Consider the following 17,002-nt stretch of genomic DNA (forward strand, 5'->3'; position numbering starts at 1 on the left):
GACGGCTGAAGAGCCGTCCGGCCGCGGTCGGTATGACGGTGTCAGTCATGGATCTCCGAGAAGACGAACGAGAACTCCGCGGGCTTGGCGCGCAGTTGGTACGGGGGAAGCGCGCCGGGGCCGCACGACTGCGAACCGATGCCCTGCTGACCGTGGTCGAGGTTGACCCAGACCGTGTCACCCGGCCGCAGATCCGGCAGATGGTCCGCGGCGTCCAGCTGCTCGGTGGTCCAGCGGCGCGCGGTGAACCAGAAGGGCGGGTCGCCCTCGATCCGCAGGCCCCCGATCCGCGCCCAGCGGACATCGGGCCGGGCGCCGTTCTCCTGCGGGCGCACGTAGGGGGTTTGCATCTCGTCGACCGTCGATTCCCAACGGCCAATCAAGGAAGCCGACTTGGTGTCCGGATAGCCCTCGCCGGGGCCACCGCCGAACCATGTCACCCGGTCCGCGGAGCCCGTGAGCCCGAGCCGGACGCCGAGCCGGGGCAACGGCAGCGTCCAGTCGCCCTCCGGGGCCACGGACACGGTCAGCCGCAGCCGCGTGCCGTCGGAGGTCCACCGGTACACCGTGCGCAGGCCGATGTCCCAGGCCGCGGGCGCCACCCGGGTGCGTACGGTCAGGGCGTCGTCGCCCGGCTCCACCCCGTCCAGCCGGTGCCGCATCCGGTGCAGGCCCAGCTTGCGCCAGAGCGTTCCGTAACGGGCGTCCGGCTGCCAGCTCGCACCGTTGTCGTTGTCGGTCGGGGCGCGCCACACGTCCAGCCGCGGGCCGGTGACCTCGACCCCGCCGATCGTCAGCAGCGCACCGGTGCGGGCGTCGAAGGTGCCCGGCCCGAGGGTGATCACCCGTCCGCCCGGCAGCGGAGTGCCGGTCGGCGTCAGGCGGGGCAACACCGGCTCCGAGAGCGCCAGTTGGGACCAGGCGACGACATGGCCGCGCGGCCCCCACGCCGTCTCCTCGGCCAGCACCGCACGGACCGTCCACCAGCTCTCGGCGCCCCGCGGGTCCGCGGGCGGCGTCGGCAGCTTGACGTCGGCCGACTCACCCGCTGCCAGCGCGGGCACCGGGAGCGGGCCCGACTCGACGGTCTCGCCGTCCACTTGGTACGACCACTCGAAGGCGAGGGCGGAGAGGTCCGCGAAGTCGTACCCGTTGGTGACGCGTACGGTGCCGTCCGAGCCCAGCGCCCGGCCCTCGTCGGACGCGTCGGACGCGTCGGACGAGGCCCCGCCGTCGATGCGGACGGGTTCGATCACCTTCTTGTACTCGACGAGCCCGGGGGACGGTGTCCGGTCGGGGAAGAGAAGTCCGTCGCAGACGAAGTTCCCGTCGTGCAGTTCCTCGCCGAAGTCACCGCCGTACGCGAACCCGTACCGCTCGTCCTGGACGCCGTGGTCGATCCACTCCCAGATGAAACCGCCCTGGACGCGGTCGTACGAGGTGAAGAGGGCCTGGTAGTCCGCGATGCCGCCGGGGCCGTTGCCCATGGCGTGTCCGTATTCGCAGAGGATGAACGGGAGTTCGCGGCGCCGTCGGCCGCCGCCGTCCAGGCGCCGGCCGATCCGTTCGACCTCGGCGTGAGGGGCGTACATGCGCGAATAGACGTCCGTGTCACGGCAGTCGATGTCGCCCTCGTAGTGGATGAGGCGTGAGCCGTCGCGACCCCGGATCCACTCCGCCATGGCGGTGAGACCGCGCCCGGTACCGGCCTCGTTGCCGAGGGACCAGATGACGACGGACGGGTGGTTCTTGTCGCGTTCGACCATGCGCGCCGCCCGGTCGAGCAGCGCGGGTGTCCAGCGGGCGTCGTCGACGGGGTTGTCGCGCCACGCCTGTTCGGTGAAGCCGTGGGTCTCCAGGTCGCATTCGTCGATGACCCACAGGCCGTACTCGTCGCACAGGTCGAGGAAGGCGGGGTGCGGCGGGTAGTGCGAGGTGCGCACGGCGTTGATGTTGTGCCGTTTCATCAGCAGCACGTCGGCGAGCATGGTCTCCGGGTCGAGGGCGCGGCCCTTCTCCGGATGCCATTCGTGCCGGTTGACGCCCTTGAAGAGGACCGCCCTGCCGTTGACCTTGATCAGACCGTCTTCGAGCGCGACGGTACGGAAGCCGACGCGCAGCGGGACCCGCTCGCCCTCCGTGACCAGTTCGCCGTCGTAGAGCCGGGGCGTCTCGGCCGTCCACGGCAGCACCGGCACCGTGACCGCCGTGCCGGTGCCGACATCGATGTCCAGGGCGGGCACGAGGACCCGCCCGTCGACGTCGGAGTCAACGCGCAGGGTCCCCAGGCCTTCGCGGTGGTCGTAGGAGGCGTGCACGAAGAAGTCGAGCGCGCTGCCCACCGGGCGGTGCAGCAGGGTGACGTCCCGGAAGATGCCCGGCAGCCACCACTGGTCCTGGTCCTCCAGGTAGGAGCCCGCCGACCACTGGTGCACCCGGACCGCGAGCACATTGCCGCCCGGCCTCAGCAGCCGGCCCACGGCGAACTCGTGCGGCAGCCGGGAGCCCTTGAACTCGCCGAGGTCCGTGCCGTTCAGCCAGACCCGGGCACAGGACTCGACGCCGTCGAAGCGCAGGACCGTACCGCCGTCCGCGGGCCAGTCCGACGGCAGGTCGAAGCGGCGCAGGTGGTCACCGGTCGGGTTCTCGGTCGGCACGCGCGGCGGGTCGACCGGGAACGGGTAGAGGTGGTTGGTGTAGATCGGCGCGCCATGGCCCTGCAGCACCCAGTGGCCGGGGACCCGGACCTCGGCCCAGCCCCCGGCCTCGTACCCCTCGGCCGCGAAGGAGTCGTCCTCGGCGTCGGCGGTGGGCGAGAGCCGGAAGCTCCAACTGCCGTTCAGTGACAAGGACCTGGCGTCCGAGGCCGGGTACCAGGCGCGCGGCGGCAGGGCGCCGCTGCCGGGGGAGACGTCCTCGACGTAGTCGGTGGCGGACGGGGGAGAGGCCGGTGGTCCGGGGGAGGTGCGGAAGGACATGCGTCTCCTAGTTCAGCCCTTGATGCCGGTCTGCGCGATGCCCTGGACCAGCCAGCGCTGGAGGAAGAGGAACACGAACACCAGGGGCAGGATGGAAATGGCCGTGGCCATGAAGATCAGATGGAAGTTGACGGTCTGGTTCGTCATGTACGAGGAGAGGGCGACCTGGACCGTCCACGCATCGGGGTTCTGGCCGATGACCAGCGGCCACAGGAAGGCGTTCCAGCCGCTGATGAAGGTGATGGTCGCGATAGCGGCGAAGAAGTTCAGCGAGTTGGGCACGACGATGCGCCAGTAAGCGCCCCAGTGGCCGAGCCCGTCCATGCGCGCCGCCTCCTCCAGCTCCTTCGGGAACCCCAAGAAGTACTGCCGGAAGAGGAAGCACGTGAAACCGCTGAAAAGCCCCGGGATGATGAGACCGCGAAGACTGTCCACCCATCCGAGTGACGAGACCAGCACGAAGCTCGGGACGAAGGTGACGGCGGAGGGGACCATCAGGGTCACCAGTACTCCGTAGAAGACCTTGTTGGCGTGCTTGTACGGGATGCGCGCGAGGCCGTAGCCGGCGAGCGAGCAGACCAGCAGGGTGCCGAGGGTGTGCAGCACACCGACGACGGCGGAGTTCCACAGGGAGCGGGCGAAGGGCACGGTGGAGTCGTCGAACAGCTCCCCGACATTGCCCCACTTGAGATCGGTGGGGAAGAACTGCCAGTTCTCGCCGGTGATTTCGGCGTCGGTCGACAGCGCGTTGCGGACGAGCAGGTAGAAGGGGACGAGGAACAGCAGGCCGGCGACCCCTGTGGCGATGTACAGGCCGGTGCTGCCGAGGCGCCGGTTCCCTCCGCGCTTCCTCGGCGGCGCGGCGTGGGCCTTCCGGCCTTCCGTGACGGCGGTCACTCGGCTTCCTCCCCGCGTCCGAATCCCATGAACGTGCCCTGGAGCAGCGTCACCATGCAGATCAGCAGGGTGAGGATGACCGCGCCCGCGCTGCCCGCGCCGTAGTCCTGGGCCTGGCCGAGCGCCGTGTAGTACAGCTCGACGAGCGGGGGGCGGCCCCAGGTGGTCTTCGACAGCAGGTTGAAGAACTCGTCGAAGGCCTGGTAGGCGGCCACCAGGAGCAGCAGGATCACGGCCGTCGAGGTGGCGCGCAGCTGCGGCAGGGTGATGTGGCGGAAGGTCTGCCAGCCGGGCCTGGCACCGTCGATCGCGGCGGCCTCGTACAGCTCCGGCGGGATGTTCTGCAGGGCGGCCAGGAAGAGGATCATGTAGAAACCGGCCTGGAGCCACAGCCGGGCGGTCACGATGACCAGCCAGTACCAGGGCGGATCGGGGTTGGCCAGCCAGGCGATGTTCTCGATCCCGAACCAGCCGAGGACGGTGTTCATCAGTCCGAAGCGGACCCCGCTGAAGATGGACATCTTCCAGATCAGCGAGGCGGCGACATAGCTGCACGCGGTCGGCAGGAAGAACACCGACCGGAAGAACGCCCGCATGAACCGCAGCCGGTTCACCAGCATCGCCAGGCCGAGGGAGAGCGCCCAGGTCAGCGGCACGATGAACGCGGCGAAGACGGTGAAGGTGACCAGTGCCCCGGTGAAGTTGCCGTTCTCCAGCATCTGCCGGTAGTTGTCGAAGCCGACGAATGTGTCCGGGGTGACCGTGAAGCGCGCCTCGAAGAAGCTCAGCCACAGGCTCCAGCCGATCGGCACGTACACGAACACGAGCAGGCCGAGGAGGAAGGGACCGGTGAAGAGCCAGAAGTTGAGGGTGCTGCCGCCCCGCAGCCCCCGGCGCGGCCGGGCCGCGCGGGCCTTGGCCGGGGCGGGGCGCGAGACTCCGCGTGGGGTGGTGATCGACATGTCGCAGCCCGTCCGTCGGTCTATCCGAAGAGCTTCTTGAGCTCGCGGTTGACGGTCACGTCGGCCTTGTCGAGCGCGGCCTCCGGGTCCCCGTCCTTGCGGACGGAGTTGGCGAAGACGTCCTCAAGGGCGGTGATCATGGACTGGGTCCAGCCGATGTTGTCGAAGTGCCCGTACTCGCTGAAGAGCTTGACGCCCTCGGCGGGCAGGCCCGACTTGAGCTTGGTGGCGGACGCGGCGAGCGAGGAGCGCGGCGGTATGTGGAAGCCGTACGACAGCGACCAGTCCTCCTGGTACTTCTTCTGCTCGATCCAGAGCCACTTGACGTACTCCTTGGCCAGGTCGACGTGTCTGCCCTTGGCGTTGACGAACATCGACCAGCCGCCGTTGTAGACGGAGGGCTTGCCGTCGTCGGTGACCTTGGGGAAGGCGAAGACCCCGATGTCGTCGCCGAGCGCCTGCTGCATCTGGGGCATCGCCCACATCCCGCAGAACTGGATGGCGCACAGGCCCTGGTTGAGCGCCGACGGGTCCCAGTAGTCGGCCGGGGCGTCCAGGAGCAGGTGGCCGCTGGTGAAGAGCTTGCGCATCTTCTTCAGGCCCTCCTTGACCCCCTCGGTGTGGTACGCGATCTGGTTCTTGTCGTCGAGGGTGTCGGCGCCCGCCGACCAGATCATCGGGTTGATCACCGCGTGCAGGTCGTTGCCGATGAACAGGCCCTTGACCTTTCCGGTGGTCAACTTCGCGGCGGCCTCGATGAGTTCGTCGAGGGTGGTCGGCACCTTGACGCCGGCCTTCTCCAGCAGCGAGGGCCGGTAGAAGAAGAACTGCGGGTCGTCGATCATCCGGACGCCGTACGTCTTCCCGTCGACCGTGTGCGAGGCGATGTCGGCCGGGTTGAAGTCGTCCTTGACCGGTTCGATGATGTCGCTGAGGTCCGCCACCTGGCCGCTCTTGACGAGCTGGATCTGCGGGTGGAACTCGAACAGGTCGGGCGCGTTCTTGGTGAGCAGCGAGGCGAACAGCTTGCTCTCGAAGTCGCTGCCGGTGATCCACTGAGTGGTCACCTGGGCCTTGTCGTAGGCCTTCGCGTACTTCTTGATGGCCTGCTCGGTGCCCGCCTCCCCGTAGGCGTGGAAGTACTGGACCAGCTCCTTGCCCGAACTCCCGCCCCCGGAACGTCCGTTGTTGCTGCCGCACGCGGCCAGTGGCCCGAGGGCGGCGAGGCCGGCGGCGGCCCCCAATACGGATCGACGGTCCCAGTTGCTGCTCATTGCCGACATGGTGACGTCCTTGTCCTGGATGCGGTCTGAGTGCGGCTGCGGCTCGAATTCGCGGTGCGGTGCGGGACGTTAACCTTCTGCTAATGCTTCGGCAAGGGGTTGGACGAAGTCGGTGCGAAGCGTTGTCGGGGGTTCGGGATACCGGACACGACGGAGTCGCGGTCCACCTCCGGGGTGGACCGCGATGCCTCAACTCACCTTGAGGCGAAGCTCTTTGGGGCAGACCGTGCCGAGGGTGCCGAGTGCGTCGTCAGGCGGACGGTGCCGTACGGCTCCGTGCGGGGGTGGCCCGCTTGGCGGCCGGCCGCTGGCCGACCGACTGGAGCGCTCCTTCGAGGGCGAACGTCGCGGCGCCGAGGCAGACCGGGTCGGTCGGAATGGGGGACAGGACGATCTCGGTGGCCGCGAAGGGGCGCCGCAGCGCGTGCCGGGCGACGGCCTCGCGCACCTCGCGCAGCAGCGGCTCCCCGAGCGTGGCCGCGACCCAACTGCTCAGCACGACCACTTCGGGGTTGAGCAGGTTCACCAGGTCGGAGATCCCGGCGCCGAGATAACGGGCCGTGTCGCGCACGACCTCGAGGGCCACCGGGTCCCCCGCGGCGACTCCCGCCGCGAGGGCGTCGATGGTTGCGGTCTGGTCCTCCGGGTGCAGCAGGCTGCTGCCGGGGTTCGACTCCCGCAGATTCAGCATGATCCCGGGGGCGCCCACGTACGTCTCCACGCAGCCGTGGTTGCCGCAGTGGCACGGCCGGCCGTCCAGGACGAGGGTGGTGTGGCCCCACTCGCCTGCGCTGTTGCTGACACCGCGGTGCAGTCCGCCGCCGAGCGCCAGACCGGCGCCCACGCCGGTGCCCAGGTTGACCACGACGGCGTCACCGCGTCCACGGGCGGCGCCGAACCACAGCTCGGCGACGGCGCAGGCGCGCAGCGGGTTGTCGAGGTACAGGGGGTAGGCGATGTGCTCCGCGAGCAGATCGAGCAACTGCACGTCGTGCCAGTCCCAGTTGGGCGCGTACTCCGCGACCCCCCTGTCGCGGTCGACCTGTCCGGGGACGCTGACGCCCACGCCCAGGACGCGCGCGCCCTCCACCCCGGCCTGCGCCACCACCGAGCCGACGGCGGCCGCGACATGCCCGACGACCTGCTCCGGGCGGCTCTCACCCGGGCGCATGTCCTCGTCGGCGCGGGCGAGCACGTTCAGGGCGAGGTCGAACAGCTCGACGCGGACGTACGTCTCCGCGATGTCGACGCCGATGAGGGCGCCCCCCGTCGCGTTGACCGCCACCAGCCCCCGCGGGCGGCCGCCCGCGGAGTCCTCGAACCCGACCTCGGTCAGCATCCGCAGATCGAGCAGCTCACCGACGAGCGTGGCGACCGTGGCCAGACTGAGCCCGGTCGCCGTCGCCAACTCCTGCCGCGAGGTGGGCGATTCCGCGATGATCTGGCGCAGCACCTCGTAACGGTTCGCGGTACGGATGTCGCGTGATGTGCCGCGCTTCATGGGGCTCCCCCTCGCTTCCGCGCACCGGGTACCGGGCGCGTCGGCCGACCAGATCTTCCGGGCCGGGGTCCGGGGCGCGCCCCGGGACGGCACGGCACCGATCGCTGCCCTCGGTCCCTCCGTGCCGTGACGAGGCCCGTCGGCCCCGGCGCGGCGCAAGGCTATGGCCTGGGAGGGACTTTCGACAAGGGGTTAGGAAAGGGGGTGGAGAAAGTCCCCCACGAAGGCGTTGGTGAACGTCCCCGCCGGGTCGAGTTCGCCGACCAGCGCCCTGAACTCGGCCAGCCGCGGCGAGCGTCCGCGCACCACCGCGGGCGGCACGGTGAACACCTTGCCCCAGTGCGGCCGAGGCTCGAACGGCTCCAGCGCCTCCTCGACCCGCCGCACCACCGGCAGGACGGCCTCCGTGTCCTCCACCCAGGTGAAGTGCAGAGCCACGGTGTCCCGTCCGTACGCCGGACTCAGCCACTGACGGTCGGCGGCCACGGTCCGCACCTCGCAGATCTGCAGCAGCGGCGCGATCGTCCCACGGATCGCGTCCAGGGCGTGCAGCGCGGCCAGGGCGTCCGAGCGCGCCAGCAGATACTCGGACTGCAGCTCCGCTCCGCTGCTCGGGGTGAACTCGGCCCGGAAATGCGGCAGCCGCTCGTGCCAGGGGCCCGGGACGCCGAGCTGCTCGGTGCAGTTGCGCGCGGGCATCCCCGGCACCGGATGCATGGCCTCGGTCGCGGGCGCCGCCCACGGGAAGTCGGTCACCGGCCGGTCGGTGCGCCGCTTGACCCACACCTGCCGGAAGCCGGGACGGCCCCAGTCCGTGAACAGGCTCACGCTGTACGCCGACGCCGCGACCGCCTCGAAGTCCAGCCCCTCCAGGGGGAGTTCGGTGAACACGTGCTGGCTCACCTCGAAGTCCGGTTCCAGGTCGAGGGTGAGCGCGGTGACCACCCCGAGCGCGCCCAGCGAGGTCACGGCACCGTCGAAGCGTTCGTCTCCCCGGCCGATCGTCAGGGACGAACCGTCCGCGGTGATCAGCTCGACCTCGCGCACGGCGGCGGCGAGCGACCCGTTGGTGACGCCGGACCCGTGGGTGCCGGTGGCGACCGAGCCCGCCACGGAGATGTGCGGGAGCGAGGCCATGTTGTGCAGCGCGAACCCGTGCCCGTGCACCCGGCGGGCGAGTTCGGCGTAACGGACGCCGCCCGAGACCCGTACCGTACGGGCCGTCGTGTCGACGTCCACCGCGGGCGGCAGCGCGGTCAGCGACAGCAGGACGCCGTCCGCGCCCGGTTCGGCGATCTCGTTGAAGGAGTGCCCGCTGCCCAACACGCGCACGCGAGAGCTCTCCGCGACCAGCGTGCGGAGCGCGGCGAGCGAGGAGGGCCGGTACAGTTCCTCGGCCGCGTACGTGATGTTGCCGGCCCAGTTGGTCAGGGTCCGAGTCATCCTTGTCGTCCCTCTCCGGGAAGTCGCCGTGCGTGGTCCGTGTGACGACCACCCGGGGAACGTACCCTGCCCGTCCGCCCAGGTGGCAGACCTGTCCGTTGACCCTCTCACGTGCCGCGACCTACCGTAGAGAGCGGTTGCTGTCGTTGGCGTCGCCGAACCGGAAGGCCACCTCCTTGCCCCAGCGTCCTGTGGCGATGTTCGCCATGACCGCCGAGAACGTGACGCGGATCTTCCCTCCGGACGAACTCGCCCGGCTGCGCGAGCTGGTGGACATCGATCTCTCCCTGGTGGCCCATGACTTCACCGATCCACGGGTACGCGCCCGCCTCACCGCCACCGAGATCCTGATCACCGGCTGGGGATGCCCCGCGCTCGACAGCGACGCGCTCGACGCGGCCCCGAAGCTGCGTGCCGTTCTGCACGCCGCCGGTTCCGTGAAGGGCTTCGCCACGCCGGAGGTGTGGGAGCGCGGGATCGTCGTGTCGTCGGCAGCCGCCGCGAACGCGCTGCCCGTCGCCGAGTACACGCTCGCCATGATCCTGCTCGCCGGCAAGAACGCCTTCGCGTACCGGGACCGGCTGCGCACCGAGCGGAGCTTCCCCTGCGATGACATCCTGCCCGGCATCGGCAACTTCGGCCGCCGCGTCGGCATCGTGGGCGCCTCCCGCATCGGCAGGCGCCTCATCGAACTGCTCCGGCCCTTCGACCTGAGGGTGAGCCTCGCCGACCCCTACGTCGACGAGGCCGGGGCCGCCGCCCTCGGCGTCCCCCTGCTGCCGCTCGACGCCCTGCTCGGCGGCAGCGACATCGTCACCGTCCACGCCCCGCAGACCCCCGAGACCCGGCATCTGATCGGCCGCCGCGAACTCGCCCTGATGCCCGCCGGATCGGTCCTCGTCAACACGTCTCGCGGCGCCCTGGTCGACCACGACGCCCTCGTCGAGGAGCTGCGCACCGGACGGATCAGCGCGATCCTCGACGTCACGGACCCCGAGCCGCTCCCCGCCGACTCCCCGCTGTACGACCTCCCGAACGCCTTCATCACGCCCCATCTGGCCGGTTCCCAGGGCAACGAGGTCGCCCGGCTCGGCCTGACCGTGCTGGACGAGATCGAACGCCTGCTGTCGGGAAGGGAGCCGGCGCACCGGATCGACCTGGAGGGACTGGCGCGGGCCGCCTGACCCGGGTGTCCGGAGCGCGCCTCACCCGGTGGGGCGAAGCCGGCCGGCGAGAGGCTCCTGGAAGGCCGGACGGGCGAGGAACGCCGCCGTCGTCGTCACGAACCGTTCCGCGTCGTCGAGCCACGGGAAGTGCCCGGCCCCGGGCTGAACGACCAGTTCGGCGTGCGGGAACAGGGCGGCGAGGGCGGCCATCGCGGGGGGCGGGGAGTTCAGGTCGACCTCACCGGCGAGCACCAGCACCGAGCACGCCAGGCGGCCGAGCGCCGCCCGGGTCTCGTCCGGGGCGAACGCGCCGTCGATGTGACGGGCCGCGGCCTCGTGGTTCTTGTGCCCGTCCTCCGTGGCCCGGTGCGCCCGCGCGGTCTCGTCCCAACGCCCGTACCAGAAAGGGGCGATGGCCCGGAACGCGTCGGCGTCCCCGTTGCCGCCGACGATCGCCTCCAGTGCCGCGAACGCCTCCGGGAACCACGGCTCGTCGCGCCGCAGCCGGGCCGTCGCCGTCCTGACCTCCGGGGCGATCTCGATCCCGACGGCGTAGACGCTCGGCGTGATCAGCGCGAGCCGCGCCACGCGGTCCGGATGGCGCTGCGCGTAGAGGACCGCCAGATTCGTCCCGCCGGAGTGCGCGAGCAGGTCCATCCGGTCGAGGCCGAGGTGCTCGCGCAGGGCCTCCACGTCGTCGACCAGCCGGTCGCAGCGGTACGAGGAGGGGTCCTCGGGGATCGCGGAGCCGCCGGTTCCGCGCGGGTCCATCATGATCAGTCGCCGGTGCCCGGACAGGCCGCCCAGATTTCCGAGATACCCGCAGTCCTGCATCGGTCCGCCCGGCAGGCACACCACCGGCGAGCCGTCCCCGTAGGCCTCGAAGCTCAGCTCGGTCCCGTCGTACGCGGTGAAGGCAGACATGGCCGCGACTCTCGCAGCGGCGCCCGGACGGAGCAAACGAGTTTTCCGGGGATCGGGTGCGCGAACCGGGAGGGCCGACCGTCGGCGCCCCGCCGTCCCGAACGACCTGCGTGCTGCACTTGATGCGGATTTCGTTGTCCTGGTGACCTTGGTGTGTCGATTCAGTCATTCTATGGCCCATTCCCCTGCGATATCGGTATTCTCGTGACCATGGCCTACGGACCCCTCCCCGACACCGACCTCACCCGCCACCGCCGGCTGCGCGAGCAGGGCAGCCTCGACCGCGCCGATCTCGACGCCATCCTCGACGCGGGCTTCATCTGCCATCTCGGGGTGATCGTCGAGGGACGGCCGATGGTGGTGCCGACGGTGTACGGGCGGGGCGAGCGCGATCTGTACGTCCACGGGTCCGTGGCCGGCAGGAGCCTGGCCGGCGACACCCCGGTGTGCGTGACCGTGACGCACGTCGACGGACTCGTACTGGCGCGGTCCGTGTTCGAGCACGGGGTGAACTACCGGAGCGCGATGATCCACGGAGTGCCCCGCAGGGTCACCGACCCCGAGGAGAAGACCGAGGCGCTGCGGCGGCTCACCGAGCACGCCACGCCCGGACAGTGGGACTACGCCCGCCGGCCCAGCCGCAAGGAACTGGCCGCGACCGCCCTGCTCGCGCTCTCCCTCGAAGAGGCATCCGTGAAGATCCGCAGCGGCGCCCCGGACGACGGGGACGGGCCCGACGCCGCACTCGGTCTGTGGGCCGGCACGCTGCCGCTGACCTCGGTCTGGGGCGCGCCCGAGCCGGACCCGCTGCTGCCGCCCGGACAGCCCGCTCCCGCGCACATCGCGCGGCGCGAGGGGACCCGGCACGGCTGATGTCCGGGCGGGGGCATACCGTGAGGAGTCGAACACGACAGGCGAAGCAGGTCGGGAGCGAGGAGAACGGGATGGGCAGCCGCACCGCGCTGGTCGAGGATCTGATGGAGCGGTTCCCGCACGTGCCGCGGGAAGCCGTCTTCAAGGAGGACCTGCTCCGCGGGGGCATGGCCTTCGACGCGTCCGCCCTCAGCGACAACGAGAGCGGTGAGGTCAAACCGAAGTCGTACTTCATCTTCTCCTTCGACCACGGCACCCTGCCCGAGCTGGGCGAGGCCGCGCTCCGGCGCCCGCCCGAGGAGATCATCCTCACCGGCGGCCCGTACGACCTGCGGCGCACCGTCGTGTCCGTGCGCGTCAACCCCGCCTCGCCGTACCGCGTCGCCGCCGACGACGAGGGCGTCCTCGGGCTGTACCTCGACGGGAAGCGGATCTCCGACGTCGGGGTGCCTCCGATGCCCGAGTACTACCGGCACACCCTCTCGAACGGGAAGTCCGTGATGGAGGTGGCCCCGACGATCCAGTGGGGGTACCTCATCTACCTCACCGTCTTCCGCGTGTGCCAGTACTTCGGCGCCAAGGAGGAGTGCCAGTACTGCGACATCAACCACAACTGGCGCCAGCACAAGGCCGCCGGCCGGCCGTACACCGGTGTGAAGGACGTCGAGGAGGTCCTCGAAGCGCTGGAGATCATCGACCGTTACGACACCGCGAAGGCGTCGACGGCCTACACCCTCACCGGTGGCGCGATCACCAAGACGGTCGCCGGGCGCGACGAGGCCGACTTCTACGGGCACTACGCCAAGGCCATCGAGGAGCGGTTCCCCGGGCGCTGGATCGGCAAGGTGGTGGCCCAGGCCCTGCCGCGCGACGACGTGCAGCGGTTCAAGGACTACGGCGTGCAGATCTACCACCCCAACTACGAGGTGTGGGACCGCCGTCTGTTCGAGCTGTACTGCCCCGGCAAGGAGCGCTACGTCGGCAGGGACGAGTGGCACAAGCGCATCCTCGACTCCGCCGAGATCTTCGGCGCGCGCAATGTGATCCCCAACTTCGTCGCGGGCGTGGAGATGGCCGAGCCGTTCGGCTTCACCACCGTCGACGAGGCCATCGCGTCGACGACGGAGGGGCTGCGCTTCTTCATGTCGCACGGCATCACGCCCCGCTTCACCACCTGGTGCCCGGAGCCGACGACGCCGCTCGGCAAGGCCAACCCGCAGGGTGCGCCGCTGGAGTACCACATCCGCCTGCTCGAGGCCTACCGCGCCACGATGGACGACTTCGGGCTCAAGTCGCCGCCCGGATACGGAGAGCCGGGTCCGGGCCGCGCGGTCTTCTCCGTCAGCTCCTTCATGGACAGCCTTCCCGCGCAGGAGCCGGCCACCCAGGTGTGACCCGCGCCCCCGAGGCGCACCCGCACGGCCCGGACGTCATCCGAACGTCCGGGCCGTGCGCTGTTGTGCCGCTGTGCCGCTGTGCCGCTGTGCCGCTGTGCCGTGCGCCGCGTCGCACCGTGCCCGTTCCGCGCCACGTCGGAGCCGCACCGGCGGGGGGGAGTGGTGGGTCTTGTGAAAGTTGAGGCCATCGGTCCCTCACGGCCCGCGGTCCGTACGACACTCGGGGCGCCGGGAGCCCGGCGCGTCCACCGTGTGATCGCGCGACCACGCGATGTGAATACGCCGCTTGTCAGTTGTGTCGAAACCGTGAAAGGCTCTGGCCCGTTGTTGAGACGGTCTCCAACTCCCCAGTGAAACAAGGCGAGTTGGGCGTTGTGTGACGTTGTACATGGAAGCAGTGGATGCAGGAGCCCCCCATGCCAGACCTGCCGACCCCCCAGGATGCCGCCGAGGCCGCGCTGTTCTCGGAATGCTGGGACGCGGTCCTGTCGTACGCCGATCTGTGCACATCGGGTTCCGCGGCGGCCACCCAGCTGGCCACCGAGGCGTTCACCCATGGCATCCATGAGGCGCGCGCGGTCGGGGTCCGCTCGAAGAATACCGGCCGCAGAACCCCCCGGCTGCCCCGGATCCCCTTGCTGCTGAACTCGGTTCGGACCACCGCGGCCGCCTGGGAGACGCACGGTCAGGGCCCCCGTCTGGACCCCGACCTCAGGCTGTGGCTCAACTCCGAGAAGGCCGCCCGCTACACCGGACCTCCCCTGCACCGCCCGATCGCGCTGCGCGGCCTGAGGGATCTTCAGGAAGCCGACGCGGCCCTGCTGTGGCTGGTCGAGGTGGAGGCGCTCCCGCTGCCCGCGGTGGCCCGGCGCCTGGGTCTCGACCCGGTGGCGGCCGCCGAGGAACTCGGCCAGGTGCGGGCGCTGTTCAGGGACCGGTGCCATCGCAACCACCTCGACACCCCGATGGACACCAACTGCCGCAGCTACGCCCGGCTCCTCGACGCGGTCACCCGGTCACCGGGCGCCGCGACGCCCGACGACCTCTCGCAGCACCTCGCCCGCTGTGTGGAGTGCGCGGAGGCGGCCGGCTGTCTGCGGCTGCACGGCGGCGGGCTGCCCGCGGCGCTCGCGGGCGGGGTGATCGGCTGGGGCGGCCTCGCCTATCTGGAACGCAGGCGCCGCGCCGCCGAAGCCGGGCTGGCCGGCGGGCGCACGGACGCGGCCGTGGACACCGGTATCGCCGAGGCCAAGGCCGACGCGCCCCGGATCGGCCGCACCGGACTGCTGGTCGCCGCCGTCATCGTCTCCGGCCTCGCGCTCACCGTCTCCCTGATGCCCTTCGGCGCCGGAAACGACGGCGGCGCCGAAGCGCGCGGTGGCTCGGCCGACCGTCAACCGGTGGCCGACCCGGGTGTGGTGTCCCCGTCGGCGACCAACCGCGGCGCGGGCTCGCTCGTCTCGCCCGAGCCCGGGGCCCCGAGCGCCGAGACGGGCTCGAAATCCGATCCTGAGCCCCAGGGCACCTCCTCGTCCTCGGCGCGCGCCGCCGACAAGACCCCGGATTCCTCGAAGCCCGCGGACTCCACGAAGAGCGCCGCGTCCTGCGAGGTGACCTACGACATCGTCAGCGAGTGGCCGGACGGCTTCCAGGCCACCGTCACCGTCACGTCCGTCGAGGCCCTCGACTCCTGGCAGATCGCCTGGACCTTCGACGACGGCCAGCGGGTGTCGCAGATGTGGGACGGCACGTACGACCAGCACGGCTCCCGGGTGACCGCGACCGCCGCCGACTACAACAAGTCGGTCGCCGCGGGCGGCTCCTTCGCCGTCGGTTTCAACGGCACCTGGCAGGACGGGAACTCGGCCCCGGACGCCTTCACCGTCAACGGCGACCGCTGCACGACCGCTCACTGACGCGTCGGCCCGTCGATCCCTCGGTTCGACCGAGGACCCGACGGCCCGGACGCGACGCGCATCGAGCACGCGACCCGGCGCCCGGGGCGAAGCCGAAGCGCCCGGTCGCGGAGGGCAAGGTACAGGGAAGGACCTCGCCACCACGACGGCCGACGCCACGCCCTGGGCCGGCTCTGCCGGTCGGCCGAGCCGCTTCGCCCACGGGGTCGGCATCCGGCAGTCCATGGGCGTGGCGGGGCACGGCCGCTCCGCTCCGGGGCACCTCGACGGAAAAGAAGTGGCCCCCACCGAGACCTCCGGCTAGGGTTGTCTCGTTCCCAGGCGACCGGTGGTCGCCGTCTGTCGGCTGAGTGAGTTCCAGGAGGTGTGACCGATGGCTGTCTCTGTGAAGGGCACTGCCCGCATCCAGAAGTTCATCAAGTCCACCTCCGTGGCCGCCGGCTGACCTTCCTCTTCCTTCGCGCCGCAGTGCGCGTCGCCGGGGCCGCCCTTGTGAAGGGTCTCCCTTGACTTCCAGCTCCACCTTTCCGACTCCGTCCGTTTCCCTGGGTCTCTCCCCGCTCACTCCTTACGGCTGGGACGACGCCTGGGCGGACGAGTTCGCTCCCTACGACTCCGAAGGGCTCGTCGCCGGACGGGTGATCAGGGTCGACCGCGGCCAGTGCGACGTGGTCACCGCCGACGGGTTCATCCGCGCCGACACGGCCTTCGTGACACCGCACGATCCGATGCGGGTCGTGTGCACCGGCGACTGGGTCGCCGTCGAACCGTCCGGCAACCCGCGCTACGTACGGGCGTATCTGCCGCGACGTACCGCCTTCGTGCGCTCCACCTCCTCCAAGCGGTCCGAGGGGCAGATCCTCGCGGCCAACGTCGACCACGCGGTCGTCGCCGTGTCGCTCGCCGTGGAACTCGACCTCGGCCGCGTCGAACGCTTCCTCGCGCTGGCCTGGGAGTCCGGAGCTCAGCCCGTGGTCGTCCTCACCAAGGCCGACCTGGTGCCGGAGGCGGCGACCCTCGCGCACCTCGTCGAGGACGTGGAGACCACCGCGCCGGGAGTTCCCGTCTTCGCCGTCAGCTCCTCGACCGGGGCGGGGCTCGACATCCTCGAAGCGGTGCTCGCCGGAGGCACGGCGGTCCTGCTCGGGCAGTCCGGAGCGGGCAAGTCGACCCTGGCCAACGCGCTGCTGGGCGAGGACGTCATGGACGTCCAGGCCACTCGCGACATGGACGGCAAGGGGCGGCACACCACGACGACCCGCAACCTCCTCGCGCTGCCGGGCGGCGGTGTCCTCATCGACACCCCGGGGCTGCGCGGGGTCGGTCTCTGGGACGCCGAGAGCGGCGTCGGGCAGGTGTTCTCCGAGATCGAGGAGTTCGCCGCCGACTGCCGCTTCCAGGACTGCGCCCATGTGGCCGAGCCCGGGTGCGCGGTTCTGGCGGCCGTCGACTCCGGTGATCTGCCGGAGCGGCGGCTCGAGAGCTACCGCAAGCTGCTCCGCGAGAACCAGCGGATCGTCGCCAAGACGGACGCCCGAGTGCGCGCCGAGATCCGCCGGGACTGGAAGCGCAAGGGAGCGGAGGGGCGCGCCGCGATGGAGGCCAAGCGCGGCCGCTGGTAGCCGGGAGCGGGCGGGGTGCGGTGCGGGGCACAGGTGCCCC

The 17,002-nt window shown here is 70.7% G+C and carries 12 protein-coding genes; 5 read left to right on the forward strand and 7 right to left on the reverse strand.

Translation table 11 applies throughout. The annotated features are described in order from the left end of the window. Positions 1–41: 41 nt before the first annotated feature. The 6 genes from ACFWBT_RS33530 to ACFWBT_RS33555 all read right to left on the reverse strand — a co-directional run bounded on the left by ACFWBT_RS33530 (position 42) and on the right by ACFWBT_RS33555 (position 9,064). Complete coding sequence (locus ACFWBT_RS33530) at positions 42–2,978, reverse strand: glycoside hydrolase family 2 TIM barrel-domain containing protein (protein ID WP_385706749.1); 2,937 nt, start codon at positions 2,976–2,978, stop codon at positions 42–44. A gap of 12 nt (positions 2,979–2,990) precedes the next feature. After that, positions 2,991–3,875: a carbohydrate ABC transporter permease gene (locus tag ACFWBT_RS33535; RefSeq protein ID WP_385706750.1), complete on the reverse strand. Its 885-nt coding sequence runs from the start codon at positions 3,873–3,875 to the stop codon at positions 2,991–2,993. Then, positions 3,872–4,837 carry a carbohydrate ABC transporter permease gene (locus ACFWBT_RS33540; protein ID WP_385706751.1) on the reverse strand — a complete coding sequence of 322 codons (966 nt, stop codon included), beginning with the start codon at positions 4,835–4,837 and terminating at the stop codon, positions 3,872–3,874. The genes ACFWBT_RS33535 and ACFWBT_RS33540 overlap by 4 nt, the downstream gene beginning before the upstream one ends. 20 nt (positions 4,838–4,857) lie before the next feature. Beyond that, positions 4,858–6,120 (reverse strand): ABC transporter substrate-binding protein, encoded by a 1,263-nt coding sequence (locus ACFWBT_RS33545; protein ID WP_385706752.1) that lies wholly within the window; start codon positions 6,118–6,120, stop codon positions 4,858–4,860. A 250-nt stretch (positions 6,121–6,370) separates the two neighbouring features. Beyond that, entirely contained in the window at positions 6,371–7,621 is a 1,251-nt protein-coding gene (locus ACFWBT_RS33550) for an ROK family transcriptional regulator (protein ID WP_385706753.1), read from the reverse strand. A 192-nt stretch (positions 7,622–7,813) separates the two neighbouring features. Beyond that, entirely contained in the window at positions 7,814–9,064 is a 1,251-nt protein-coding gene (locus ACFWBT_RS33555; protein WP_385706754.1) for an FAD-binding protein, read from the reverse strand. A 176-nt stretch (positions 9,065–9,240) separates the two neighbouring features. Between ACFWBT_RS33555 and ACFWBT_RS33560 the strand changes: the two genes are divergently transcribed. Beyond that, positions 9,241–10,248 carry a hydroxyacid dehydrogenase gene (locus ACFWBT_RS33560; RefSeq protein ID WP_385706755.1) on the forward strand — a complete coding sequence of 336 codons (1,008 nt, stop codon included), beginning with the start codon at positions 9,241–9,243 and terminating at the stop codon, positions 10,246–10,248. A 21-nt stretch (positions 10,249–10,269) separates the two neighbouring features. Here ACFWBT_RS33560 and ACFWBT_RS33565 read toward each other — a convergent pair whose 3' ends face one another. Further along, positions 10,270–11,154 carry an alpha/beta fold hydrolase gene (locus tag ACFWBT_RS33565; RefSeq protein WP_385706756.1) on the reverse strand — a complete coding sequence of 295 codons (885 nt, stop codon included), beginning with the start codon at positions 11,152–11,154 and terminating at the stop codon, positions 10,270–10,272. 210 nt (positions 11,155–11,364) lie between these two features. On the opposite strand from ACFWBT_RS33565, the gene ACFWBT_RS33570 reads away from it, so the two are divergent. The 4 genes from ACFWBT_RS33570 to rsgA all read left to right on the forward strand — a co-directional run bounded on the left by ACFWBT_RS33570 (position 11,365) and on the right by rsgA (position 16,962). Continuing rightward, positions 11,365–12,027: a pyridoxamine 5'-phosphate oxidase family protein gene (locus ACFWBT_RS33570; protein WP_385706757.1), complete on the forward strand. Its 663-nt coding sequence runs from the start codon at positions 11,365–11,367 to the stop codon at positions 12,025–12,027. A gap of 71 nt (positions 12,028–12,098) precedes the next feature. Beyond that, entirely contained in the window at positions 12,099–13,421 is a 1,323-nt protein-coding gene (locus ACFWBT_RS33575; protein WP_266763660.1) for a radical SAM protein, read from the forward strand. Positions 13,422–13,840: 419 nt separating this feature from the next. Beyond that, positions 13,841–15,340 (forward strand): cellulose binding domain-containing protein, encoded by a 1,500-nt coding sequence (locus ACFWBT_RS33580; protein WP_385706758.1) that lies wholly within the window; start codon positions 13,841–13,843, stop codon positions 15,338–15,340. 506 nt (positions 15,341–15,846) lie between these two features. Continuing rightward, positions 15,847–16,962, forward strand: a complete 1,116-nt coding sequence (gene rsgA, locus ACFWBT_RS33585; protein ID WP_385706759.1) for a ribosome small subunit-dependent GTPase A — start codon at positions 15,847–15,849, stop codon at positions 16,960–16,962. Positions 16,963–17,002: the final 40 nt, after the last annotated feature.

Source organism: Streptomyces sp. NPDC060027 (assembly GCF_042737005.1).
Classification (GTDB): Bacteria; Actinomycetota; Actinomycetes; order Streptomycetales; family Streptomycetaceae; genus Streptomyces.